This window comes from Gluconobacter frateurii (genome assembly GCF_002723955.1).
Classification (GTDB): Bacteria; Pseudomonadota; Alphaproteobacteria; order Acetobacterales; family Acetobacteraceae; genus Gluconobacter; species Gluconobacter frateurii.
The window spans coordinates 392,674-418,232 of the sequence record NZ_BEWN01000003.1 but is presented as its reverse complement, the minus strand read 5'-3'; the positions used below and the strand labels follow the sequence as shown (position 1 = coordinate 418,232).

15 protein-coding genes and 1 pseudogene are annotated in these 25,559 nt (G+C 53.4%); 8 read left to right on the top strand and 8 right to left on the bottom strand.

The features are described from left to right. Positions 1-14: 14 nt before the first annotated feature. The 4 genes from GFR01_RS10475 (at position 15) to GFR01_RS16120 (ending at position 4,605) form a co-directional block, all read left to right on the top strand. Positions 15-518, top strand: coding sequence for an Lrp/AsnC family transcriptional regulator (locus GFR01_RS10475; RefSeq protein ID WP_099182413.1), 504 nt, complete (start codon positions 15-17; stop codon positions 516-518). Then, positions 515-1,390 (top strand): GNAT family N-acetyltransferase, encoded by an 876-nt coding sequence (locus GFR01_RS10470; protein ID WP_099182412.1) that lies wholly within the window; start codon positions 515-517, stop codon positions 1,388-1,390. Before GFR01_RS10475 ends, GFR01_RS10470 begins: the two co-directional genes overlap by 4 nt. Before the next feature lie 11 nt (positions 1,391-1,401). Continuing rightward, the gene (locus tag GFR01_RS10465) at positions 1,402-2,328 is read left to right on the top strand and encodes a 2-hydroxyacid dehydrogenase (RefSeq protein ID WP_099182411.1); all 927 of its coding nucleotides are present in this window, start codon (positions 1,402-1,404) and stop codon (positions 2,326-2,328) included. A 432-nt stretch (positions 2,329-2,760) separates the two neighbouring features. Continuing rightward, positions 2,761-4,605 carry a PAS domain-containing protein gene (locus GFR01_RS16120; protein WP_276327981.1) on the top strand — a complete coding sequence of 615 codons (1,845 nt, stop codon included), beginning with the start codon at positions 2,761-2,763 and terminating at the stop codon, positions 4,603-4,605. 186 nt (positions 4,606-4,791) lie between these two features. On the opposite strand, the gene GFR01_RS10455 is transcribed toward GFR01_RS16120, so the two are convergent. From GFR01_RS10455 to GFR01_RS10445, 3 genes are read right to left on the bottom strand one after another with little or no spacing between them, the layout of a single operon-like run. Continuing rightward, positions 4,792-6,258, bottom strand: a complete 1,467-nt coding sequence (locus GFR01_RS10455; RefSeq protein WP_099182409.1) for an efflux transporter outer membrane subunit — start codon at positions 6,256-6,258, stop codon at positions 4,792-4,794. A 2-nt stretch (positions 6,259-6,260) separates the two neighbouring features. Further along, entirely contained in the window at positions 6,261-7,433 is a 1,173-nt protein-coding gene (locus tag GFR01_RS10450) for an efflux RND transporter periplasmic adaptor subunit (protein WP_099182408.1), read from the bottom strand. Next, positions 7,426-10,611, bottom strand: a complete 3,186-nt coding sequence (locus GFR01_RS10445) for an efflux RND transporter permease subunit (protein ID WP_099182407.1) — start codon at positions 10,609-10,611, stop codon at positions 7,426-7,428. The genes GFR01_RS10450 and GFR01_RS10445 overlap by 8 nt, the downstream gene beginning before the upstream one ends. Before the next feature lie 474 nt (positions 10,612-11,085). Between GFR01_RS10445 and GFR01_RS10440 the strand changes: the two genes are divergently transcribed. Both GFR01_RS10440 and bla read left to right on the top strand, forming a co-directional pair. Next, positions 11,086-11,991: an AraC family transcriptional regulator gene (locus tag GFR01_RS10440; protein WP_099182406.1), complete on the top strand. Its 906-nt coding sequence runs from the start codon at positions 11,086-11,088 to the stop codon at positions 11,989-11,991. A gap of 1,125 nt (positions 11,992-13,116) precedes the next feature. After that, a complete protein-coding gene (gene bla / locus GFR01_RS10435; RefSeq protein ID WP_099182405.1) occupies positions 13,117-14,013 on the top strand; it encodes a class A beta-lactamase in 897 nt (298 codons plus the stop codon). A gap of 54 nt (positions 14,014-14,067) precedes the next feature. Here the strand turns inward: bla and GFR01_RS10430 are convergent, their stop codons facing one another. After that, entirely contained in the window at positions 14,068-15,174 is a 1,107-nt protein-coding gene (locus GFR01_RS10430; RefSeq protein ID WP_099182404.1) for a pyridoxal phosphate-dependent aminotransferase, read from the bottom strand. 194 nt (positions 15,175-15,368) lie between these two features. Between GFR01_RS10430 and GFR01_RS10425 the strand changes: the two genes are divergently transcribed. Together GFR01_RS10425 and GFR01_RS10420 are read left to right on the top strand one after the other, a co-directional pair. Beyond that, positions 15,369-17,963, top strand: a complete 2,595-nt coding sequence (locus tag GFR01_RS10425) for a TonB-dependent receptor plug domain-containing protein (RefSeq protein ID WP_099182403.1) — start codon at positions 15,369-15,371, stop codon at positions 17,961-17,963. Positions 17,964-18,018: 55 nt separating this feature from the next. Continuing rightward, positions 18,019-18,429: pseudogene (locus tag GFR01_RS10420) on the top strand (divalent metal cation transporter); the annotation flags it as partial. Here the strand turns inward: GFR01_RS10420 and GFR01_RS10415 are convergent. From GFR01_RS10415 to GFR01_RS10400, 4 genes are all read right to left on the bottom strand, one after another. Next, positions 18,401-21,571 carry an error-prone DNA polymerase gene (locus tag GFR01_RS10415; protein ID WP_099182402.1) on the bottom strand — a complete coding sequence of 1,057 codons (3,171 nt, stop codon included), beginning with the start codon at positions 21,569-21,571 and terminating at the stop codon, positions 18,401-18,403. The pseudogene GFR01_RS10420 and the gene GFR01_RS10415 sit on opposite strands and share 29 nt — an antisense overlap. Further along, positions 21,568-23,091: a DUF6504 family protein gene (locus tag GFR01_RS10410; protein ID WP_099182401.1), complete on the bottom strand. Its 1,524-nt coding sequence runs from the start codon at positions 23,089-23,091 to the stop codon at positions 21,568-21,570. The genes GFR01_RS10415 and GFR01_RS10410 overlap by 4 nt, the downstream gene beginning before the upstream one ends. Next, on the bottom strand, positions 23,006-23,770 hold the full coding sequence (locus GFR01_RS10405) for an ImuA family protein (protein ID WP_099182400.1): 765 nt from the start codon (positions 23,768-23,770) through the stop codon (positions 23,006-23,008). Before GFR01_RS10405 ends, GFR01_RS10410 begins: the two co-directional genes overlap by 86 nt. 230 nt (positions 23,771-24,000) lie before the next feature. Further along, on the bottom strand, positions 24,001-25,539 hold the full coding sequence (locus GFR01_RS10400) for an efflux transporter outer membrane subunit (RefSeq protein ID WP_099182497.1): 1,539 nt from the start codon (positions 25,537-25,539) through the stop codon (positions 24,001-24,003). Positions 25,540-25,559: the final 20 nt, after the last annotated feature.

Below are 25,559 nucleotides of genomic sequence, written 5' to 3'. Positions count from 1 at the left end.
GAATGGCCTGACTTATGGCAATCGCGCCCAAGCTTGATCGTATTGATCTCAAAATTCTGGCTCAGTTACAGAAGAACGGTCGGCTGACCAATGTGGAGCTGGCAAATCGTGTAGGGCTATCTGCCAGTCCATGTCTGATCCGCGTCAAGCGGTTGGAGGCCGCGGGCTATATCGTGGGATATGGGGCACAGATTGCCCTGCAAAAAATTTCAAGCGTCATGACCGTCTTTACAGAGGTGACATTGTCAGATCACAGACGGGATGATTTTTTCCGCTTTGAGACGGCAATGCACAAGGTGGAATCCCTGGTGGAGGCCCATCTTATTAGTGGCGGGTATGACTATCTCTTAAAATTCATGGTCAGGAATATTGATCATTATCAGGAAACAATAGAGGCTCTTCTTGACCAGAATATTGGTATTGAAAAGTATTTCAGTTATATTGTTATAAAATCTCCCATATTGAAGCCTGCATTTCTGATCGAGAGTCTTACCAGAAACACGGAGCGGTCGTTATGACATCTCAAAACGCGAACCTGCGTGAACAGACGGCTATAAACCTTCGCAGTATGACCGAGGAGGATCTTGCGGCTGCATCCGGTCTTTCAAAAGTGCTGGGATGGCCCCACCGTCTGGAAGACTGGGATTTCATGCTGCGCCTTGGTCATGGACTGGTAGCCACGTTGGAAAGTGGAGAAATCATAGGCACGATCATGTGGTGGTCATTCGGCGAACGTCATGCCACAGTCGGGCTGATTATCGTCAATGGCGCGTGGCAGGGGCACGGCATTGGCACCAACATGCTGACAACGGTGCGCAGACTTCTGCCTGGCCGCTCAATATCCCTTAATGCGACCCCGGCTGGCCAGCCGCTCTATGAAAAACACGGCTTTGTTCCGACTGGTATTGTAGAGCAGCATCAGGGCAATGGGGTGTCTTCTTCCATCATTGCCCTCGATGCAGGTCAGAGGCTGCGGCCGGTTGTTCAATATGATCTTCAGGATCTCATAGCATTTGACAGAGCGGCCACGGGGATGGAGCGGTCTGCTCTTATCGAGGAACTGGTGCAGAACGCTAAAGGAGTGGTGATCGATACGGAAGATGGAATACGAGGCTATTCATTTTGCCGTCGGTTCGGGTGGGGATGGTTGATTGGGCCTGTCGCTGCGGAAACAACAGAGCAGGCAAAGGCGCTTATTTCTCACTGGATCGGTACTTACGGTGGAGAATTCATCAGAATTGATACACCGACTTCATCCGGTCTCTCAGGCTGGCTGGATGAAATGGGTCTCATCCGTGTAGACGTCGTCAACACAATGTCGACCGAGCCCGTGGTGATCTCTGAAAATGCTCCGCAATATTTTGCTCTGACCAGTCAGGCACTCGGTTAAGGATTGTTGAAATGTCTTTTGTTCTGAAGTCCACCGAAGAGCGTGCACGCCTGTGGAAGCCAATGTTCGCCAGGGAACTGCCCGAACTCCCTTTTCATGTCTGGCCGGAAACAGGAGATGCGGAGAAAGTCCGCTATCTGGCTGCATGGCAGCCACCGGAAAATCTGGCGGAGGTTTTTCCCAATCTCGAAGTTCTATTTTCCGTTGGGGCAGGGGTGGATCAACTGAACCTCGCCTCAATACCTGAAAATGTTCGGGTCGTCCGTATGATGGAGCCAGGACTGGCGGAGGGAATGATAGAATACGTTCTCTGGGCTGTTCTTTCTCATCATCGGAATATGTTTCACTACGCGCGCCAGCAAGGGGAGCGCGTCTGGAAGGGGGCACCAAACGTGTCTTCAGGCCTGTTTCGGGTTGGCGTCATGGGCATGGGGGCACTTGGCACACCTGTCCTGAAAAAGCTTGCGGAGTTTGGATACGTTTGTAATGGCTGGAGCCGAAGCCGGCATGACGTTCCCGGCATCAAAAGCTATGCCGGGTCTGAGGAACTGGATGCTTTTCTGGCGACCACAGATGTCCTTGTCTGCCTTATGCCGCTGACTGCGGCCACAAAAGGCATCTTAAACCGGGAACTGTTTGAAAAACTTCCAAAAGGAGCCTGCCTTATCAATTGTGGCAGGGGAGGACATCTTGTTCAGGATGACCTTCTATGGGCGTTGGATGAAGGACTATTGAGCCAAGTCGTGCTGGATGTAACCGATCCCGAGCCTCTGCCGGAGGACCACCCTTTCTGGAGCCACCCCTCTATCGCTCTGACACCGCATATTGCGAGTTCTTCACGTGCGGAAACCGGCGGTGAAATGATCCTCCGAAATATCGTGCACTACGAAGACGGACTGAAAATGATCGGGGAAATCGATAAATACTCGGGATATTAAATGTATAATCCCAATAAATTAAAAATTCATTATTAATAATCTGGGTGTGTGGGATTTATTTTTTGTGTTAGATTTAGAATTTTTTATTGGGGACAATAAGATCCAATTCTTCGAATTCTATACAATCGTAATGTGGTTGGGTACATCAGGTACGCTTTGAGACGCGTAAGACTGAGCGTCTCCTGATAAACCCCACTCATCCTCACCCCAGCAGCCAGCTAAACCGGATGAAGCAGGCTATCAAGGATGGCGAGGGTCAAGCATTTCCAATATTCAGCCATGAGTAGTGGCAATCCACCTCGACGACTTTGTGGCTGCCTCTGTCCAGGAGGGAGGGCGCAAGACCCTAAGCGGTAAAATTTGGGTTTCAGATTTAGAAAAACTTATTCTCACTTTCATCCAGAAAATCACCAGACCTAACAATTAGCGCAAATGGCTAAGGTAAAGAATTTCGTTCGGAAACAAGATTTGTGTTGCTGTTTTGTTTTTTGTCGTGGAATGAAAAGCTGTGTAATTGCAATCCTGTTACCGGCAGAGTTCATGAACGACGACGAAAATACTTCCAAGACATCCCTGTCGCGCCAGATGTCTGCGGGTCAGCCTTCCCTTAACGACTTGGAAACATTAGGCGATCGTGAGCCCCGTCACTGGGTACAGACAACAATCAGTGACCCCACCCTTGAGAACCGGAGTAATGTTTTCTTTGCGGCGGTCGAAATGACCAGAATGCCAATGATCTTGGCAGATCCGCGTTTGCCAGATTGTCCGATTGCATTTGCCAACAACGCCTTTCTTGACCTGACGGGATATCAGGCAAGTGAAGTCGTCGGAAGAAACTGTCGCTTTCTGCAGGGGGCCGGGACCGATCCCAACGATGTTCGTCAGTTGAGAGAGGCGATTGCCAACTGCAAGCCGGTAGCACTCGAAATCCTGAATTATCGACGGAATGGCACACCGTTCTGGAATGCCATTTTCATGGGGCCTGTATTTGATGATCAGGGTGAACTGATCTATTTTTTCGCGAGCCAGCTTGACGTTTCCAAACGGCGCGAAAGCGAGATGGCTCTGCGACAGGGCCAAAAAATGGAAGCAATCGGGCAACTGACGGCCGGTTTAGCTCACGATTTCAATAATCTTCTGCAAATACTGAACAACAGTTTGGGGCGCATGAAAGAAAAGCGCCTCGATCATCAGGCCTTTGAACGGCAGCACCTGATCGCGCAACAGGCGGCGGATCGAGGCGCCAGGCTCACGCGCCAGTTACTGTCTTTCGCTCGTCGAACCCGACTTGATCCAACAGAAGTTAATCTGAGTTCTCTCATCAATTCTTTCAAGGAATTGATAGAAATGTCTGTTGGAACTCAGATTGAACTTTATCTGAACCTGAGATTGCGGCTTCCAGATGTAAAACTGGATGCAAATTATTTCGAAATGGCGCTTCTGAACGTTGTCGCCAATGCTCGGGACGCATCTTCACCCGGCGGCTCAATTACTATCAAGACAAAGCTTCTGCATCTCAATGGTGACGCAGAAGCGCGCCGTCTTAAGCCAGGGGAGTACGTCGTTGTGACGGTGGCTGATGAAGGGCAGGGAATGCTTCCTCATATCGTGCTCCGTGCCACTGAGCCGTTTTTCACAACCAAGCCATCGGGACACGGAACCGGGCTGGGGCTTGCGATGGTGCAGGGGTTTGTTCAGCAGTCCGGCGGCCGTTTGGAGGTCGAAAGCGAACATCAGCGTGGCACAAGCATCCATATGATTTTTCCGGTCCATGCCTCAAAGGAGCAGACCAAAACCGTCAAGAAAAATACGGGCTATAAAGCGTATCCGGTCGATGAAAGTCCAAATTCACCCCATATTCTTATTGTGGAGGACAATGCAGATATTGCCCAGTATGCCGCAGACTCTCTTGAGGAAACCGGGTATCAGGTAACGATTGCGCAGAATGCCACAGAAGCATTGGATGTTTTTCAAAAGGCCTTGTCTGAACAGAGTCCATTTAGTGCCGTTTTCTCAGATGTCATTATGCCAGGAGGGCCAAACGGCTTGGTTCTGGCAGAGAAAATTAGTCAGTTGCATCCTCAGACGCCTGTCATTCTCACTACAGGCTATAATGATGAGATGTCGCTCAACGCACCGGAAAATAATAGTTTTGAAGTTCTGGGTAAACCTTACCAGCGCTCTGAATTAATCGACCGTATTCAGGCTGCCCTAAGCCATGGGTCAAGAAGTGGAGAAAGTCGTCATACTTCAGATTTTGGTCACGCGGAAGAATAGGTAAATAACTTCAATTCAGATCGGTTTGATATTGATAAAGATAGTATTGGTTATTTTTATATATATCCATCCATATATATTGCAATGAGAAATATATAAAAAATTATGGTGTAGAAATGCGAAGTCCGTCTATAGAAAGTATTTTCAATAATTCTAAGACTTCGCAATTTTATTTAAAAATAATTATTAAAGAATCCGATTTGTAAGTGAATTTTTTCTTGAGGCTACAGTCTCACTCCAACCTCCTCCTAATGTCTTGTACAATGTTATGGTATTCGACATTTGTTGGAGTTTTGTTTCGATCGCTCCCAGTTGTGCTTCATAAAGTGTGCGTTGCGCGACAAGCGTTTCCAGATACGGGTCATAGCCGCCTCTGAAACGAGCCAAAGCCAGCTGGTACTGACGATTGCCAGCATTCACCAATAACATTTGAGATTGGAGCTGTTCCAGATAGGTAGAGCGTCCAGCCAAAGCGTCAGCAACTTCCCGGAAGGCTGTTTGTACAGTCTTTTCGTAGCGTGAAATTTCCTCTTTTTTGCGTGCTTTTGCCTGATGGAGCTGCGCCGTCAGCCGGCCGGCATCGAATAGTGGTAGTGTGATCTGTGGGGCAACGTTCCAGGCGCCCATGCCGCTCTGAAAAAGTCGGGTGATATTGTTGCTGGCTGTGCCGTTTGCTGCCGTGATCTGGATTTTCGGAAAGAAGTCGGCTCGGGCCGCACCAATATCGTCGTTGGCTGCGCGTAAAGCCTGCTCGGCTGAAAGAATGTCTGGTCGGCGTGCAATCATATCCGATGGCAACCCCTCTGGTACTTCCGGGAAAGGTATCACGTCTTCAAGAGACGTCTTATGTTCCAGTTCTTGGCGCGTACCCGGAGTCAACGGCGTCCCTACAAGAAGCTCAATCTGGTTCATCGCCTGATCGCGCTGGCGTGTGTAGATCTGAAGATTGGTTTCTGCATCGCGAAGTGCCGCCTCAGCCTCAGCGACATCAAGCTGCGTTCCGGTGCCTACGTCTGCGGTCTGTTTGACAAGGCTGTATGTGTGACGTCGGTTCTCGAGCACGTTCTGTGTGACCCGTAGTGCCTGATTGTTGGCGACCCAGTTGAGCATCGCCGTTGAAACACTCGCAATGATGCTCAGACGCATGCTTTCACGTCCAAGTTCGTCCCCAACATACCGATCAAACGACGCGCGCGAGGCGGAGCGGATGCGGCCCCACAAATCGACTTCATAGGCCGACACACCGAATCCCACGGCATATTGGCGCATGTAGAATGGACCGTTGCCCTGAGACAGGCTCCAGATACGTGAGTTCATTTTTTGTACGTTCGCCCCCGCAGTGCCGTTTAAGGTCGGGAAGAGGGCGGCATTTTCGATATCGAACTGTGCACTGGATGCCTCGACCTGATGCTGGGCAATCTGGAGGTCACGGTTGTTCGTCAGCGCTGTCTCGATCAAGGATTGCAGGACAGGATCTCGGTAGAAATCCCGCCAGTTTTCGAGCTCGCTTGCATCTACAGACGTAGAGCCTTTTGCGTCTGTCGGCCATTCTTTTGCGATTGGTGCCGTCGGACGATGATAATCCGGGATCATTGTGCATCCCCCAAGCGTCAGCGCCATTCCGACCGTGAGGGTTCTGATGGAAGACCGCATCCTTACGCTCCCTTCACATCATGAGGTGCAACCTGTCGGCCATCTGTCAAAGCCGAGGGCGGATGCAGGATCAGACGACTGCCTTCAGGCAGGCCTGTCTGGATTTCAATTCGATCCCCATAATCGCGCCCCACGGTGACCTTATGGAGACGCAGCCGGTTGCCATCCTCCACTGTTGCAACGGACAGCCCATCTGCATTGTAGATCAGGGATTCAGTAGGAATCAGAAGAGTAGGGGCAGGACGTGGCAAGTCGAAATGAATGGAACCGTAGACCCCGGCAGAGAGCCTTCCGTCACGATTATCCAGTTCGATTTCCACCGGAAGCATACGGCTGTCCCGCTCCAGCGCGTGGCCCGTCCGTGTGACGGTCCCTCCAAAACTCTCGCCCGGACGGTCCGGAACTGTCAGGCTGACAGGCGTGCCGCTCTGCACCGTGCCAGCTTCTTCCTGAGGCACATGTACCCGAACGCGTAGTCGGTCTGTTCGAGCGATAACAAACAGAGGTGCAGATTGCGTGCTATCTGCACCCACGAGGTCCCCAACCTCAACGTTTCTCACCGTGACCACGCCATCGAAGGGTGCGGTCACGATGGTATAGGCACGCCGTTGTGCGCTTTCCGCCAAGGCGGCATCAGCGGCGGCACGCGCAGCGTTCTGTGCCTGCTGGGTCATGCGGTCCGTATCAAAGTTCTGCTTGCTCACTGCGCCCCCCCCAACAAGGCCGCCCGAGCGTCTTGCCGTGACACGGGCAAGGTCGAGATTGGCACGAGCCTGTTCAAGGGCGGCTTTGGCGCGGGCTTCCTGACGATCCAGCTCTGGCGCATGAATGATGGCCAGAACGTCGCCAGCCTTCACATGAGTGCCAATATCGACCCGGCGTTCAGCAATGTAACCGGAGGCTCGCGCACCAATCGCCGCTGTTTCAAAGGGAGCGGTTTCGCCTGGAAGATCGAGAGAGACGGGTTTTGTCTCTCTGTGGGCAACCATGAAGCTGACCTCCGGGATCTGGTTCTGACGGGTGTCAGCCAGAGCACGAACCGCAATGCCCCGTTCGGTATGCGTATAAATTCCGTAACCCAGCAGAAGGATAGCGCCAACGCCAAGCAAAGGGGCAACAGGTAGCCCGCGGCGTTCTTCGCGGATACCGGCAGAGGACTGGACGGGTTCAGACATGACTGTATTCCTCAAGAATGCGGCTTTCTCGTTTTCTCAGGCGTGTGTAGAGCCAGGGCACAATGAAGAGCGTGGCGCAGGTGCCCATCATCAGACCGCCAATCACGGCGCGTCCGAGTGGCGCGTTCTGTTCTCCGCCATCGCCAAGACCCAGTGACATGGGCAGCATGCCGATGATCATCGCGAGCGACGTCATCAGAATGGGGCGCAGGCGTGCCTGTCCGGCAGCGACGGCGGCTTCGACGGCGCTCAATCCTTCAGCACGTCTTTCCTTGGCAAAGGTCACAAGGAGGATCGAATTGGCGCTGGCCACACCGACACTCATGATCGCGCCCATCAGGGACGGAACGGAAAATGTCGTTCCCGTGACGAACAGCATGAATACAATCCCGCACATGGCCCCTGGAAGGCCAAGGACGACCACGAATGGGTCCATGAAGGACTGGAAGTTCACGACCATCAGAAGATAGACCGCAATGGCTGCGACCATCAGACCAATACCCAGGCGGGTAAAGGCAGAATGCATGCTCTCGATCTGCCCTTGAACGGAGATCACATTGCCTGGTGACAGCTCTCCACGATGGCGCGCAATGACCCGATCGATGTCCCGGGCAATACTCCCCAGATCACGCCCTTCAGCGCTCGCATCCACATCGAGTGTCGGCTGGATGTTGCTATGCGAAATGACGTTCTGTGCCGTGCCGCGCTTGATCGTTGCGACGTTGTTGAGCAGGGCTGATGCGTGCTGTGGCCCCATTGCAGAAGCGATGACCGTGTTACGCAGATCTCCAAGGTTGTTGACCCGATACTGCGGCGTCTGGACCGCGAGCGGGTACTGGATGCCTGTTGCCGGATCGACCCAGAAGTTTGGCGTGACAGTATTGGAGGACGCCAGAGACACCATCACGTTGCGGGCGACGTCATTGAGCGTCAGACCGAGGTCCAGAGCGCGCTCACGATCAATCGCGACCGCCAGTTCTGGAGCCGAAATCTGCTGGTGCAGATGAACGTCCACCAAGCCGGGAATGCGGGAGACTTCCTGACGGACCTCTTGCATGACCTTGCGGTTATTTGCCGCGTCATAACCTGAAATGCGGATATCCACCTGTGCAGGGAGGCCGAAATTCAGGATCTGCGTCACGATATCGGCTGGCTGGAAATAAAACACGCAGTCAGGAAAGCGACGAGCCAGTTCGGTCCGGAGCTTGCGGATATAATCGGCAGTTGGGCGATGTCCTTCTTTCAGCTCAACCATGATCTGACCGTCATTCGGTCCAACGGTCGTGCCGTCGTCGAAAGGCATGGAGTACCGGAATGGCACACCCATGTTATCGAGAACCAACGAGCGTTCATGCTCGGGTACGACCTCACGGATGACGTCTTCAACCCGATCGAACAATTGCTCAGTGCTCTCGATACGCGTCCCTTCCGGGGCTCGGACGTGCAACTTGAATTCTCCCGCATCGATCGTGGGGAAGAAGTCTTGCCCGACCTGGGTTGCAAGCCCCCCGGCGATGAGTAATGTCACGCTCGCCAGAACGGGAACTTTCCAGCCGCTGGCAATGAGCCCGTGCAGATGACGGATATAGCTCTCCCGCAACCGGTCAAAGCGCCGATCAAAAGCAATCCCGAACCGGGTAATGACATCAGGCGGCAAGCCGGCATCCCGACGTCGCATAGCCTGTCGTTCTTCAGACCTGAGGAGGATAGCCGCAAAGATTGGCACTAGCGTCCGGCTGATCGCATAGGAAGCCAGCATGGCGTACACAACGGCCAACGCCATCGGTGTGAAAAGGAAGCGGGAAGGGCCGACAAGGAACTCCACCGATACAAACACACTGGAGATGGCTAGCGTCGAAACCAGCGTCGGCAATGCAATTTCCGAAGCACCCTTGAGAACGGCTTGCCGCAGTTCTGTTCCTTCATGTCGGATACGGTGGATGTTTTCGATGGTAACAGTCGCATCATCCACCAGAATGCCAACAGCAAGCGCGAGACCGCCCAAGGTCATGAGATTCAACGTCTGACCTGTCCAGGACAGCACGGCGATGGAGGACAGGATGGCCAGCGGGATGGACACGGCAACGATAATGGTCGAGCGCCAGCTTGCAAGAAACGCAAGGATCATTGCCGCTGTCAGCAGCCCGGCGATGACGGCTTCAGACGCCACTCCGGTAATAGCCGCCTTGACGAACAGAGACTGATCAAACAGTTCCTCAATCTTCATGCCTGCCGGGGCTGCTGCCCGAGTGACCGGCAGAACCTGATTACGGATGGCGTTTACAACATTTAGCGTCGAGGCATTGCCGGCTTTCATGATTGAGAGCAGCACGGAGCGACGCCCTTCTCGGCGCACGACATTCTGTTGCACTGCCGTTCCATCACGCACCTGCGCGACATCGGCAATACGCACAATGGCGCCCGTTTTCGGGTCACGCTTGAGGGGAACATCGTTCAGGCGTGCTGCGACGTCTGGCATACCGTTCATGCGCACGTCGTACTGGGTGGCGCCGAATTTCACTGTTCCGCCGGGTAGTGTCAGGTTTTGCACATTGATGGCATTCGAAACATCCAGCGGCGTGAGGCCGACACCCGCCAGCTTGGTCTCATCAATGTCCACCATCACCTGACGGATCTTTCCGCCATAGGGTGGGGGCAGCATCGTGCCGGGGATGGGGGCGAGCTGCTGGCGGATACGGTAAATGCCGTAATCGTACAGTTCGCTTTCCGTCAGTTTCTCAGAAGACAAGGAAAGTTGCAGAACCGGAACACTGGATGCGCTGTACTGCATGATGATTGGGGGCTGGATACCGGGAGGCAACAAAGCGCGGATCGAATTCGTAGCCGAAACGGTCTGGGCTACGGCAAGGTCCACGTTTACGCCCGGCTGAAAATACAGCTTTTGCAGGACCAGACCTGGCGTCGTCTGGCTTTCAATCGTGCGCAGATTGTTGACGAAGAAGCTTTCGGAAAATTCCGTATAAGTGCTGATCCGCTTCTCGGTCTCAGCAGCATCGAGCCCGTCATAGTACCAGACGACGGTAACGACCGGGATATCGATGTTTGGAAACACATCCGTTGGTGTTCTGAAGACGGCCGTAATGCCCAGAAGCAGGATGAGCACGCCTGCGACAAGGAATGTGTAAGGCCGTCGTAACGCAAAGGCGACGATCCCCATTGAATATCTCTGTTCAGATGGCTTTGGAGCACGGAAGCCGCACCCCGCTTGTCCGGCACCCTCGAATGCGCGGACAAATCGGCAAGCTTTTCGCCATGACATGATGCCGCGCCGCATTGTCCGTTTTCCTCTGGAAAGAATGCTCTCAGGGGAGGGGACTGCTGCGGAAGGCTTGGGCGGATCATGCAACTTCGGGCGTGTTATCCGGTAGAGTAATCCAATCAGATGATTGCACAATCCTGCCTCACGAAATCCTGCGTGGGAAAATCAAATGGGTAAGACCTTCGGGAAACTGTGCGATACGGGTCGCAAGGTGACCAAATTTAGCTCGGCGATCTTCACGATTGTGCCCGATCCGATCAGATACTTGCACGATCCGACCAAAGTCTTCTGGTGTATGCTTGGGTGGATCAGGCATGATCCTAAATGTGCAATAAACAACCGACTGACCGAAAAAACCGGAAACCTTTCTTCATGCAGGATATTCTGTCACGGCTCCGCGACACGATTGACCGTCATTGCATAGAACCGACAACAAGATCGGTTGTACCTGGCTTGCTGCTGTTTCGTGCCGATGCGCCTACGACACCGATGGATGTTGTCTATGAACCGCGCTTCTGTGTCATCGTACAGGGCTCCAAGCAGGTGATGCTCTGCGACAAGGTCTTCGATTATGACGCTAGCAAGTATCTTGTAACGGCTGTTGATCTGCCCGTTACCGGTCAGGTTACTCAAGCCACGCACGAAAAACCATATCTTGCGCTTTGTCTCGCTCTGGACCCGGCACAGATCGCCGATCTGCTGCTTGAAATGAAAGATGCCTTTCCTTCAAATGGAACGGCATGTCCGTCATGTATGACGGTCAGTGCACTGACACATGAGATCCTCGGGCCAGTAACACGCCTTGTGGGGTTGCTGGAAACTCCTGAGGATGTTCCAATTCTTCTGCCTGGCATCATACGCGAACTGCTCTATCGCCTTCTGCAAGGACCGCAGGGTTATGTTCTGCGGCAGATTGCGACTGCAGGGACTAATCTCTCCCAGCTCAACCGAGCGATAGGGTGGATACGGACGCACTACGCAGAAGCTTTTGATATTGCGTCCGTCGCAAAGATTGCAGGGATGAGTCCTTCATCCTTTCATCGGCATTTTCGAGCTGCAACCATGATGAGCCCGCTACAGTATCGTACTCGCCTTCGCTTGCAGGAAGCGCGCCGACGCCTGTTAAACGCCACTGTCGATGCGGCGGAGGCAGGATTTGCGGTTGGCTATGACAGCCCGTCTCAGTTCAGCCGCGAGTATCGGCGCATGTTTGGCGTCCCGCCCGCTCGGGATGCACAACGGCTCAGATATGCAGGGGAGAGGGAGTTCTCAGCGTAAGTTCTCTCAAGAGGCAATCTGGGTGTCGAGCCTTTAAGGTCTCCAAGTACATATAAGCCCCGGTTTCTTATCTCTCCTGCTCGGAGAAGAGAATTGTCTAAGAGGCAGTCTTTCCTTTTAACGTGAAAGTGGAGGACACGACTTCTGACACGATAGATGTCCTGCTCCCTTTGAGCTGCCTTTCGAGATGATTCGGTTTTTCACTCCCGTCCATAATGCAGTCCCTGCGATATGGAGGACGTTTCTACAACAGATCCGTCAGGTCCATGTGCGGGAGGCGATAAAATTCTGGCCACTTGTCGTCAGCTGTAATTCTCGTGATGTATGTGCCAGAAAATTTCGCTTCAGAAAGCTGTCGTACCTTTGAGTATTTGCTTCTCCTGCCAGATGCCTATCACGTAAATGAGTACCCTAGGAGAGGCACCTCCTAGGCCAAGGGGGGTTCTCAAACAGCCGTGAGGGGCTGAAAATCCCTTTGGTAATCGGAAGGTTCGCGATTTGAGGGTCTGGTGGCCTATAATAGCGGTGTTTTCCCTGACTATACCCAAGGATCAGCATACCTTCTATCAACTTGCGGGCATGGTCCGACATGGTCGACGTGGAAATGCCAGTAACTTTCAGCTCGACAGGATGAAGTATTCTCCGGTTTGTCTCGGTGAATGTCAGCACGAATATTCTGCAGAATCTGTCCGGCTGTGCCCAACCCTATAACAATATTCTGATCCTAATGATCAGGCGCATGAAATGGGCATGATGTTTGGTTTGCCGTTGCTGTCGAGCGTGCCAACGAGAACGACAGGGGTACCGGGATGAAGGATGGGCGGTGAGCTGGTGAGGGTAGTGGGGAGGTTAACGCTTTGTGATCCGACTAAAGCAGAGTCAGGCAAAACCATCTGTAGGGAGGAGAAAAAGGCTTTGCTCAGCCTGGATATATGTCGAACGGTTCGTCATCTGCCACCAGAATGCCGGATTTGTATTTTAGATGAGATCATATTGGGTATGGAACATTACCCAGTTTTGAATGAAGTGTAGTTTCTTTGTGTGTACGGCTATTCTGGGCAGTAACATCTTTGATCCGTAAGTGCTACGATGGTTAAGTTCGAAAACGAAAGATATTGATATTTCATGATAAAACGTCGTGACTTTGCTATTACTTTAGGGGCGGGTCTTCTGCTTCCTGCGGCGCCCAGTGCAAAAGCATCCTCTGTTGACCCTGTAGCGCGCTTGCGTGCCATAGAGCAGTCTGCCGGAGGAAGGCTGGGAGCATTTGTGCTGGACACTGGCAGTGGACGAAGCTTTGGCTGGCGCATGGACGAACGCTTTTGCCATTGCTCGACCTTCAAACTCTCTCTCGCCGCCATGGTGCTCCGCGAAAATGATGCGGGCCGGCTCGACTTGTCGGAGACTCTGGCCGTTAGCCGCGCGGATATCGTTGCATACTCACCTGTCGTTGAAGAAAATCTGGCCAAGGGCCGGTTGTCGTTCCTGACACTTGCTCAGGCTGTACAAATAACAAGCGACAATGCAGCAGCAAATGTGCTTTTACGTCGTTTTGGTGGCCCTGAAGCCGTCACGCGGTTCTGGCGCGAGATTGGGGACAGCACGAGCCGACTGGACGGCTACGAACCCTCCATCAACGTGATTCCGCCGGGAACGGACAAGAACAGCACAACACCAAGGATTATGGCCGAGACCGTCAGGAAAATCGTTCTTGGTAATGTACTTGGCACGGCAAATCGTGAACGCCTTCAGGGCTGGATGGCGTCAACGAAAAGCGGGCTGAACCGTATCAGGGGTGGAATCCCGAGCAGTTGGGGTGGTTTTGACAAGACCGGCACCGGTATGCGGCCGGGTGTTGGAAACAAAACTAATGATTTGGCTGTGCTTATTCCCCCTGACCACGGCAGCCCCCTCATTGTGACTGGATATTTTGAAAATCCAGCCTTTTCTGAAGATGTACGTCCGGCAGACGAAGCCGTTCTCAAAGCGCTTGGAGAAGTAGCTGTCGCCTGGAAGTCCTGACACTGCCTGTCGATTGAAAAGCGATAGACAGAAGAGCAAAGTGCTTACGGAGGTTCAGACCTTTTTGGGTATGAGCCTCAGCGCTTCAGGTAGGGCTTTTTTGAAAAGTCTGAGCTCTTCAGGTGTAGCTGTACCGACGCGGATCCATGTCTCATAACCCTCAGCCTCGAAAATCCGGATATCCACGCTGCGCTGAGCAAGAGCTTCTTTCATTTTCAAGGCTGATCGCTGCGTATCAATGTAAACGAACGTCCCCTGACTTTCGAGATAGGCCAGTTTGTTCTCGTTGCAGATTTCATAAATCATGCTGCGACAGTTTTTGAGATATGCCACGGCTCCGGAAAGGTACTGCTCGTCGCCCAGGCAAGCCATTGCAGCGGCATACCCGGGCTGATTCCGGGAGGTTGTTGTCAAACCATAAAGCTGACGAACACGTGCCGGCTGAGCCAGAACATATCCGATCCTCAGCCCAGCCATGCCGTAAACCTTGGAGAACGTGCGCGTTACAATGATGTCCAGATCAGACTGGACCAGAGATGACATTGTCTGCTGCCTCGGGGAGGGCAGCAATTCGAAGTAAGCTTCATCGATAATGACGGGCACCTTGCTGGCGATGTCCTGACAGAAAGCCGACAGTTGAGCGTGCGGGACCATCTGACCAGTCGGATTATTCGGGTTGCACAAATAGATCAGAGCGGTGTCAGACGTTATGGCTTTCTTTATCGCTTCCAGATCAATCTGATGATTTTTCAAAGGAATAAAGCGGGTTTTGACGCCACGGCGAGCTGCATAGGACAGATGAGTGGAATAGCCGGGCTGGGGGGCAATGATATGCCCTTTCAGGCCGATATCCGTGCAGAGAAGGGAAAGCGCATCCAGCGAGCCGTTGGAAAGTGCGACTTTCTCCCGAGACAGGTTTTCTCTCTTTCCAATGATGTCTCGAAGAGCATGTTCATCCTCGACGTAATAAGCAGCCTGAGAAATGCTTTGTGCGATAGCGCGTCTGGCCGCAGGAGAGGGGCCAAAGGGATTTTCTGTAACATTAAGTCGGGCGTGTGTTGGCACCTGAGCCTGTGCGACTTCGCGAGTACCAATTGTGGCGAGGGCAGGAAGGACAAAACTGGCAGTCTGCAATAGCGTGCGACGGTTGCAAGATGACAAAGCAGGAACTCCAGGTATTTCTGACAATGGATGCAAATGACAGATTTAATCTAGAAATATAAATATATAACTTCGCAAGAAACACTATATAACATAATGAACGATGTCATATTTATTTCATCCTCCCGTTGTGGCATTGGTTGTAGGAGAGCTCCGTTCACTGATCTGCTGCTCCCTGCCTGGAAAACCTCTCCATGAAAATCAGAAAAGCTCTCCTCGTAACTTCATGCCTTTTCTCCTCGATTTTAGCTGGGAATGCTTATTCAGAAGAAGCTACGGGTCGCCTCAAAGCCGAGGATACTCCTGCAAAGCAGCATTTGGCGCATGATAAAGCGTCCCGTTCTTCAGAAATGGGTAATAACGAGACGCTTATTGTTACAGGAACCCATGCCTCGAACCGCAAGGCGCGGCAAAGTACGACACCAATCTCCGTTATTTCAGCGGAAGTTCTTCGTCGGTCCGGGGAAATGAATCTCGCACAAGCCATTACGCGCACCTATTCTTCCATCAACGTGAGCAACATGGGCAATGACGCGGGTGCCTTGACGTCAGCCTTCCGGATGCGAGGGCTGAACCCTAATCAGGTGCTTGTTCTGGTAGATGGCAAGCGCCGCCATACGACCGCGAATATCTATGCAGATGCCGGTCCCGCTTTCGGTGCCACGCCGGTCGATCTGAACATGATTCCAGCAGCTGCCATCGACCATATCGAGGTTCTGGAGGATGGCGCGGCAGCTCTCTACGGATCGGATGCCATTGCGGGTGTGGTAAACATCATCACCAAGAAGACAAATCATGGCTTGAACACCAGCTTCCAGACAGGTGCCAATGCTTATAATGGCGACGGGTGGCAATATCAGGCGAATGTGGATGGAGGCCTGTCATTGGGCCATGACGGATATCTGCATATTAGCGGACAGCTTTATCATACGGATCATATGGTTCCGTACACCGAGGATCACCGTCTTCTGAATTACAGGCCGGCTGGTGCCGGAACTACAATGTATACTGGCTCGGTCGCGGTTCCCAAGGATTCCAACAAGGTGACCAGTACACCTGAAGAAACCCGACAGAACCTAAGCATCGATTTCGGAAAAAAAATTACGGACGGCATAGAAGGCTACGGTCTGATTACCTATGCTCACCGTCATGCTGAATCCTATCAGAACTATCGCGTTCCCAGCACTCTTCCCTCAGTTTATCCCTATGGTTTTTCTCCTCTGGAAACGATCGAGGAGAACGATTATGCGGCTACATTGGGGCTAAAAGGGAATGATTTCCTCGGCTTCTCGTGGGATCTCAGCACGACTTATGGCGCGGATGAGGACGATATCGGAGACAAGAACAGTATCAATGCGGGAATGTTGAGCAGCAGCTGTCTTGTACGCTCGGCGAACTCTGGGAGTACCAGTCCCTATCTTTCTACGGATGGGTGCGGGTGGTCGCCGACAACGACCCGTGCTGAGACCTATCGAATGGCTCAGTGGACAAACAATCTCGATCTGAAGAGAAATTTCCGAATAGCCTCGACGGTTCCTGTGACCGTGGCGTTTGGTGCGGAACATCGTCTTGAGACATACAAGATTGAAGCAGGAACACCGCCTTCTTATGAGGCTGGCGGGATGGCAGGATATGTCGGGCTACAACCTCAGAATGCCGGAAACTGGAGCCGGGATATCTGGGCTGGCTATCTGGACGGCGATTTCCATCCTACGAAAAACTGGGATCTGGATTTCGCAGGGCGTTTCGAGCACTATACGGATGTCGGTAATACCGAAAACGGCAAGATTTCAACACGATACGACATTACGCCGCGTATTGCCGTTCGTGCGACAATTAGCAATGGCTTCCGCGCGCCGACACTCGCCGAGCAGCATTTCAGCGCCATCAATGTTGGGGCGACCAGTGTATCAGGTCTGCTTCCGGTCAGTTCTGAATCTGCTCGTATCCTGGGGGCTGCCGCTCTCAAGCCCGAACGGTCCACGAACGCAAGTGGAGGCTTCGTTCTTCAGCCTCTAAAGGATTTCCATGTTGAAGTTGATGCTTATCAGATCAATGTCCGGGACCGTATCATTGCTGGTGGTTCTACCAATGGTCTGACGGCCATCAATGCTGTTCAACAGCTAGGCTTTGTTCTGCCGTCTGGTCTCGATCCAAATGCAGTCAGCACGTATTATTTTGCGAACGGCGCGAGTACGCGGACCCAAGGTCTTGATCTAAAAGCCGATTATCTCCTGCATTTCTACCGATACGGCAATCTGGCCCTTTCAGCTTCTCTGGACCTGAACCGCACTCGTCTGAGCCACGTGGGTACCACGACGGTCAATGGCGTTACTACGCCTCTGCTGACGGCTGCCAGTGCAAGCTACATCACGACATCCTATCCTCGCAGCAAGCTTATTTTGAATGCCTATTGGACGGTTGATAACTGGGACATCAATCTTCGTCAGACCCGCTATGGCGAGACGACAACAATGCTGGCCTATCAGGATTGGACTCCCAGTAGCGCTCAGTGCATCAGTAATGGCGTGGCCAGTGCTCTCCGGTACTCCAACAAATGCTTTGCACAGTTCAAAAATACACCCCGCTGGTTGACTGACCTTGAAGTCGGATATCGCGTCAACTCGCATTGGCATCTGACCGTAGGTGCCAATAATATTTTCAATATACGCCCAAGACGCGTTCATGAGCTGAACAACAATTACGGTGCCCGGATTTACGATGCGAACTCGGCTCAGGTACCGATGACCGGTGGTTATTATTTTGGTCGGATTGATGCTCATTTTTGATCATTCTATTATATTCTGCATGTGCCCTTTCAGGGCTTAGGGCGCAGAAGCCTTCCGTCCTATCGCCGGGCAATTCGCAGGCGCTGTCTTTGCTTTGGGAATTGTTGGCACAGGACTATTGGCAGTGCCTGTTCTGGCGGGTTCGGCGGCTTATGTAGTTGGGGAAGCACGTCAGTGGCCGACCGGATTGAAGCGACGGCCCCAGGAGGCGCAGGCTTTTTATGCGACACTGATGATTGCCACGCTTGTCGGCATGATCATCAATTTCCTACCAGTTGATCCTATGAAGGCACTGTTTTGGAGCGCTGTTCTGAATGGTATCGCAGCAGTACCCATCATGCTCGTCATGATGATCATGGCGGATCGACCGAAGGTCATGGGGGTCTTTGTAGTTCGGGGAACATTGAAATGGCTGGGATGGGCAGCGACCCCCAGGGTTAATGGAAATTACGCGCTTTTACGGTGATACACTCAGGACTTGGCGGGGTCTGATTTTGTCCTGTATTTTGATGGGAGCGGTTGGCGACACCCGTCAGCATGCCTGACAGATCCCGAATTTCTCTCGCTACAAGATGGACGACATCTCCTTCCTTCTGAAGCGTGCCTTGGACAGCCAGCATCTGGCTTCCAAGAATAATGCGACGCTTGGCATCGAATAAGGCAGGCCAGACGATGACGTTCAGGGTAGCAGTTTCGTCTTCCAGCGTCATGAACACGACACCTTCAGCCGATCCAGGGCGTTGCCTGACCAGAACCAGCCCAGCTACAGCCAGACGTTTGCCATCTCTCGTTGTTAGTGCTTGCTGGCAGGGCACAATATTCTGCTGCTGAAGATCTTCACGTAGAAAAGTCAGTGGATGATCCCGCAATGTCAAACCAATGCGATTGTAGTCCCGTACCACTTCCGCTCCGTCCGTCATGGGTTGTAGGAGAATATCTGGCTCTTCCATTTCTTTTGGGGTCTGTGCGGCTGCAAATAATGGTAATGGTTCGTCTCGCAGGGCTTTCACGGCCCAGATGGCTTCTCGTCTGGCCAGTCCTAAAGAAGGGCGGAACGCGTCTGCTTCGGCCAATTCGATCAGAGCAGCCGGTTTTATTCCAGTTCGCCGCCAGAGATCGTCCACCGACGCAAAAATGCCCCTTGAGCGTGCATCAACAAGTCGGGCAGCATCCTTGTTCGACAGCCCTTTTACCAAGCTCATTCCCAATCGAACGGCAAGCAGGTCCCCTGGCTTATGCGGCTCTTCCAGCGTGCTGTCCCAGTGTGAGGTATTTATACAGACTGGCCGAATTTCAACCCCGTGCTCCCTGGCATCCCGGACCAGTTGTGCGGGGGCGTAAAATCCCATCGGCTGGCTGTTAAGGAGCGATGCCAGAAAGACATCAGGATGGTTGCATTTCAGCCAGGATGAGGAGTAGGCCAGAATGGCAAAGCTGGCTGCATGGCTTTCTGGAAATCCGTAGGAGCCAAAGCCTTCCAACTGTTGATAGATACGCTCGGCAAATTCTGCTTGGTACTCCCGGATCGCCATCCCTGAAAGAAGGCGCTCCTTGAAATGGTTGATGGTTCCGTTGTTCTTGAATGTCGCCATTGCGCGACGAAGCTGGTCGGCTTCAGAGGCTGTAAAGCCGGCGCAGACCATGGCAACCTGCATGACCTGTTCCTGAAACAACGGAACGCCAAGAGTGCGCTTCAAGACATCTTTCAATTCCTCCGTGGGGTAATCCGGCTTCTCCAGTCCATCCCGTCGCCGCAGATAAGGATGAACCATGTCCCCCTGGATAGGGCCGGGCCGCACAATGGCAACTTCAATGACGAGATCGTAGAAGGTGCGAGGTTTCAGGCGTGGAAGCATGGACATCTGCGCGCGGCTCTCGATCTGAAATACGCCGATCGTGTCAGCCTTCCGGATCATCGCGTAAGTTTTCGGATCTTCAGCTGGTATCGTCTGAAGGGTCAAATTCTGACCCTTGTGGCGCGCCAGAAGGTCCAGCCCTTTTTTCATGCAGGTCAGCATTCCGAGTGCAAGAATATCAACCTTCATGAACTTCAAAATATCGATATCATCCTTGTCCCATTCAATGACCTGGCGGTGCTCCATGGATGCCGGTTCAATGGGGACAAGCTCATCCAGTCGGTCTCGTGTGAGAACAAATCCGCCAGGATGCTGCGACAGATGGCGTGGTACGCCCATCAGGCATCGTGCCAGATCCAGCGTCAGACGAATGCGTCGGTCCGACAGATCAATGCCCGTCTCGTTGAGAGCCTCATTATCAAGAGTGCGTCCCCACCCCCATATCTGTCCCGAGAGGGTACGGATCAGATCTTCCGGTAGTCCCATGACCTTACCGACATCCCGGAGTGCACCTTTCGCACGATAGCGGATCACTACAGCCGTTAGTGCTGCCCGGTCTCGTCCGTAATGGTCGTAGATCCATTGTATGACCTGCTCGCGTCGGGCATGTTCAAAATCGACGTCAATATCGGGTGGCTCGCCCCGCTCTTCGGATACGAAACGCTCGAACAGGAGTGAGCTTCGGGTAGGATCAATGGCCGTAATGCCGAGTACAAAACAGACCGCTGAATTTGCGGCCGACCCGCGTCCCTGGCAAAGGATATCCTGAGAACGGGCATAGCGGACGATGCTGTTCACGGTCAGGAAATACGGTGCATAATTCATGCGGCCGATCAGAGCCAGTTCGTGGTTCAGCTTGGCGCGGACTTCGGCGGGAATGCCTTTGGGATAAGTCTTTTCTGCACCTTTCCAGGTCAGTGTTTCCAAGGCCTGCTGTGGGGTCTGGTCTGGCACCGAGATTTCGTCAGGGTACTGATAGGCCAGATCGTCCAAACTGAAGCGGCACTGTTTTGCAATTTCGGCCGTACGTTCGATGGCTTCGGGATAGCGGCTGAACAGGCGCGCCATTTCCTGTGGCGGTTTAAGATAACGGTCGGCGTGACGCTCACGGATAAACCCGGCTTCATCAATCGTAGTATTGTGCCGGATGCAGGTGACGACATCCTGAAGGATGCGTCGGTCATAGGTGTGGAACAGCACGTCGTTGGTCACAACGGTCGGTACGCATGCCTCATGGGCTATGGTCGCGAGGTCGTAAATCCGCATCTGGTCATTGGGGCGACGAAGCAGAGTCAGGGCTACATAGGCCCGATTGGTAAAAACATCCTTCAATGTGCGCAGATGCATGGCGCAGGTATTATCTGCGGCAGGCGGGATCATGATGACAATCAGGCCTTTGCCCCATGTCACAAGATCCGCCCAGAGAAGGTGGCATTTCCCTTTCCCGGCACGAGCCTTGCCCAGACTCAGCAGGCGGCAAAGGCGGCCATAAGCTGCGCGATCAGTAGGGTAAACCAATACGGGCGGAAAATTGGCCAGATCAAGATGGCATCCGACGATCAACCTTAGCCCAACCTGCTTTGCGGCCAGATGGGCTTGCACCATGCCCGCAAGAGAGTTGCGGTCACAGACGCCGAGAGCGTCAAGTCCGAGCGCTTTGGCCTCTGCGAACAGTTCCATCGGTGAAGACGCACCACGCAGGAACGAAAAATAAGTCGTCACCTGAAGTTCGGCGTATTGTGGCGGAATCATCCAAAAATTCCATGAAGAAACCAGCCCTGTGAACCGGTTTCGCCGTGCTCTCCATCGCCCGCCCTGTAAAGCCAGAACCGTTCGCCATGGGTGTTCTCAACCCGGAAATAATCGCGGGAAATTGTCAGTTCGGCATCGTTTTTCCACCATTCGCCAAAAACGCGTTCCGGTCCATCGGCGCACTTTACCCGGTGTCGAATACCGCGCCAGATAAAGAACAGAGGTGGCTGATCCGGAAGTTCAGCCATAGCCTGAACAGGCTCAGGACGCCCTAGAAGACGGGGCGGCCGTGGCCAGTGTTCTGGCCAGCCTCTTGTTTCGTCAGGCGACAAAGGCGGTACACGACAAAAAGAGCGTTCGGGCAGGTCACTTTCTACTGGTGCAAAACGATAAAGAGCCTGCGCGCCGACGCGGTTCGTCAGGGTGTCAATCAGATCGGAGATGTCATGCTCCTCCTCAGCGATCAATGAAGAGACGATCTGTCGTCGTTCCATGGGTTCCGCTCGGCTCGCCAGCAATACCATGCGCTCGATGCCAAAGCCGGGATCGATGGTTTCGATTTTTTCGCAAAGGAGACGTGTAAGTCGTTTGGCGTTTCGCACAGGCACAGCGGTAGCAACGCGGATGGTTGCTTTGTGGCTATCGACACGATGTAGTATCAGATCAAGATGACGCACACCCTGTCCACGCTCTTCCAGCCCCTGACAGAGTGGAGAGGCAAGCTTTTCAATATACCGTGCGATGGTCTCGGCTGCAGCAATAGGCTCAGCAAAATTTCTGCTGACTTCCACCGGACTCACAGAACGTATGGGCGTAATGACTTCATCTGTATATCCAAAAGCCTGATCCAGGCGGTGGGCAATCTGCCCGCCGAAGCGCAAGGCGAGGGGGGCTCGGGGCATGGTAGCTAAAGTACCAATATGGGCTACTCCCAACGTTGCCAGTTCTGCGACGATGGAAGGCGAAAGCCGGAGTGCCTTGATTGGAAGGTCGGCTAAAATAGCCTGTGTCTCGCCGGGCCGCACTACACTAACAGAGCCACGACCATACCTGGCCAACGCATGAGCTGCCCCCCAACTGTCGGCGACCGCAGCTTTCGCGCGGAACCCGGCTTCTGCCAGACGATGAACCATACTGCTGAGCATGGCAGGTTCACCGCCATGGAGGTGATCTGATCCTGTCGTGTCCAGCACCACTCCATCCGGTGGGTCGGCGGCGACAATGGGTGCAATCCTGTGTTGAAACCATAATGCCAGCCTTTCGAGCCCCAAACGATCTCCTTCAGGATCGGCGTCCATCAGTGCCAGATCGGGATAGAGCGCCAGAGCCTTGGCGACCGGTATGCCGGGACGCAGGCCCAGCTTCCGGGCTGCGAGGTCGACTGACAGCACGACCCTTCGCTGTTTTTCTCGCCCGACCAGAGCCAGCGGAGCGTCAGGCGCTGGTGCGTCTCTTCCCAATCGTTTCCTGATTCGATCGGTTGGCCAGAGTGGAAGATAAAGCGAGACGACCCTTGTCATCACAGGCCTCCACTTCAAAAACGGCGCATTCGCCTGAGCGGGCGCGGAGAAGTTCCAGAAACCAGCGGGAACGCCCCACCCCGGGAACGGGCAATGGCGTGGAGGGGAGGACCGAGACGCGCCAGCGGGTCACGCTGGCGGTAGGTTGCCAGAAATCTGCTGTATCTGTTGATCGACGCCAACGCCGGATCGCAAGACCCAGGCTGCCAGAGGTCTCGGCGGCCAGTTGCAGGCGTCTTGAGGCTGTCATAGGCAGGCGGGAGACCTCGGCAACAACGGCGCCAAGGCCGCCGTGTCGTAGTCCTTCTTCAAAGCAGGCCAGAACATCGGTATCGGATGCGGCCTCTACATAAATGATCCTCTGAGCCGCTAATCCTGCCTGCTTTAGGGCAGGTGCAAACACAGTTTGTCGTGTCAGGATCCACAGCACCTTGCCGCGTGTTCGGGCCACAATCCCGGCACAGAATTGCCCGGCAGCCGCACAGTGAAGGGCATCGTTTCCTCCTCCGGTCACCTCATGTAAGGCCCCAAGTGCCAGCCCCCCGTTGGGAAGACGGCTGTCGATTTCACGGACGCCAAATGGCAACACCGCATGCTGGCGATCACTCTGGCCTTCCAGTCGGCTGATCGCGGTACGGAGTGTTTCAATCGCGGGTTTTGGTTCAGGGCGCATCGTCATGTCACAGGTTGGAACCCTTGAGAGGGGTGTATTTATGTTCCTGTTTTGTTCCATTTTAATCAGAGCAGTCAAGTTTCCTTTGATTCTGGCTCTGAACAAAGAGACATGGGGCGGATGCGTGCTAATAGAAAACTACGATGGGCAAGCCGTTCCCGCCATAAGACGGGAACACCCTTCATCTCGTTGATGCTCCCATTTTGTAAAAAATGCAGTTTCTTACAGAAAGCGGGCTATGGCCTGTAAGTGTCTGGCTTTTCAAGGAATGTTGGAACCAGAGGGTTGTCAGACTGCAACGAGCTCTTGCTCGGCAGTTTCGTCGTGTCCCAGCCTCCACCGAGATCTGCTATGAGTTTGACGCTTGCCAGCAAGCGGCTTTCCTGGATTTGCAGAACCGTCTCCTGATTGGAGAGGGCTGTTTGCTGACTGGTAATGACCGTGGTGTAAATCGCTGTTCCATAACGATATTCATTCATCGATATGTCTGCTGCCTTTAGCGCAGAGGTGACGGCCTGTTGTTCCTGACGTCCCTGTTCTTCAAGGATACGTAAGCTTGAAAGCTGATCTTCCGTGTCCTGAAGAGCCGTCAATACAACCTGCCGATAATTGGCAACGGCACTGTCATAATCAGCATTGGCTTCCTGCACAGCTGCTGTGCGGGCCCCCCCTTCAAACAGGGTTTGACTGGCTGAAGCCCCCAGGGACCAGATCCGGTTAGAAACCTGAATTAATGATTGAACGGGGTTTCCACTATACCCGTATGCGGCGGAGAGTGAGACTTCTGGGAAAAAAGCTGCGATGGCAGCTCCAATCTCTGCATTGTATTCTTCCATCTGCCGCTCGGCCGCAGCAATATCCGGACGTCTTTGCAGGAGTTCAGAAGGTACTGTTATCGGCACGGACGGTACGGCGTTAGGCATGCCTGCTCGAGCTAAAGAAAAGTCACCAGGTGCCCGGCCGATCAATACGGCAATGGCGTGTTCATACTCCGAACGATTGACATCCGTTGCCGTCGCACTCGCCCGAGCTTGCTGGAGTGTGTTCTCAGCCTGATATTCATCCGCACCACTGACAGTTCCACCAACATGCTGATTATGAACGATATCCAGATAATGTTCATACAGAGCGGCAGACCGCTCCAGTAGGGACTTCAGAGATTCTTCGTATCGGAGGGAGAAATAATCCTGAGCAAGCTCGGACTGGTAAGACAGACGGGCATTGGCGACGTCCGCGGCACTGATCTGTGCGGCTGCAACCTGTTCCTGAACCTGCCGTCTGATCTTGCCCCACAGGTCCAGATCCCAGTCTGCCGTCATCTGGGCTGCATAGGTATTCTTGGTTGAACCCGTTGTGTACTGGGTGCCGCTTGTGGAACTGGCAGTGCCGCCCTGGCTGTTTCGTGCAAAGCTCAGGCTGCCGGCGAGTGTCGGATACAGACTGGCTCTGGCTGCTGTCACTGTGGCCCGAGCCTTGCGAAATGCGGCCTCATATTCCTTCAGGTTCTGGTTATTAAGCGTAACCTGGCTTTCAAGTTGGTTGAGGACAGGATCGTTATAGATCCTCCACCATTCACCTTTCGGATAGTCGGCCATATGTGGGGTCGCCACAGTCCAGCCAGGAGTAGGCTTCAGTTCCTTGAACTTTGCAGAGACAATGGCATGCGGGCGCTTGTAGGTCGGCCCCACCATCAGGCAGCCGGACAGAGCCAGAGATGTGAAAACCAGCGCATTGGCGCGGAGGCTGATCAATACAGATCGAGAGCGTCTTGTCATGAGAACGTCCTGGGGCAGGC

Coding starts and splice junctions, on each gene's coding strand:
- bla (WP_099182405.1), top strand. CDS start 13,117: ATGATAAAACGTCGTGACTTTGCTATTACTTTAGGGGCGGGTCTTCTG.
- GFR01_RS10405 (WP_099182400.1), bottom strand. CDS start 23,770: ATGACGATGCGCCCTGAACCAAAACCCGCGATTGAAACACTCCGTACC.
- GFR01_RS10400 (WP_099182497.1), bottom strand. CDS start 25,539: ATGACAAGACGCTCTCGATCTGTATTGATCAGCCTCCGCGCCAATGCG.
- GFR01_RS10415 (WP_099182402.1), bottom strand. CDS start 21,571: ATGATTCCGCCACAATACGCCGAACTTCAGGTGACGACTTATTTTTCG.
- GFR01_RS10410 (WP_099182401.1), bottom strand. CDS start 23,091: ATGACAAGGGTCGTCTCGCTTTATCTTCCACTCTGGCCAACCGATCGA.
- GFR01_RS10465 (WP_099182411.1), top strand. CDS start 1,402: ATGTCTTTTGTTCTGAAGTCCACCGAAGAGCGTGCACGCCTGTGGAAG.
- GFR01_RS10425 (WP_099182403.1), top strand. CDS start 15,369: ATGAAAATCAGAAAAGCTCTCCTCGTAACTTCATGCCTTTTCTCCTCG.
- GFR01_RS16120 (WP_276327981.1), top strand. CDS start 2,761: ATGGCTAAGGTAAAGAATTTCGTTCGGAAACAAGATTTGTGTTGCTGT.
- GFR01_RS10440 (WP_099182406.1), top strand. CDS start 11,086: ATGCAGGATATTCTGTCACGGCTCCGCGACACGATTGACCGTCATTGC.
- GFR01_RS10470 (WP_099182412.1), top strand. CDS start 515: ATGACATCTCAAAACGCGAACCTGCGTGAACAGACGGCTATAAACCTT.
- GFR01_RS10455 (WP_099182409.1), bottom strand. CDS start 6,258: ATGCGGTCTTCCATCAGAACCCTCACGGTCGGAATGGCGCTGACGCTT.
- GFR01_RS10475 (WP_099182413.1), top strand. CDS start 15: ATGGCAATCGCGCCCAAGCTTGATCGTATTGATCTCAAAATTCTGGCT.
- GFR01_RS10450 (WP_099182408.1), bottom strand. CDS start 7,433: ATGTCTGAACCCGTCCAGTCCTCTGCCGGTATCCGCGAAGAACGCCGC.
- GFR01_RS10445 (WP_099182407.1), bottom strand. CDS start 10,611: ATGGGGATCGTCGCCTTTGCGTTACGACGGCCTTACACATTCCTTGTC.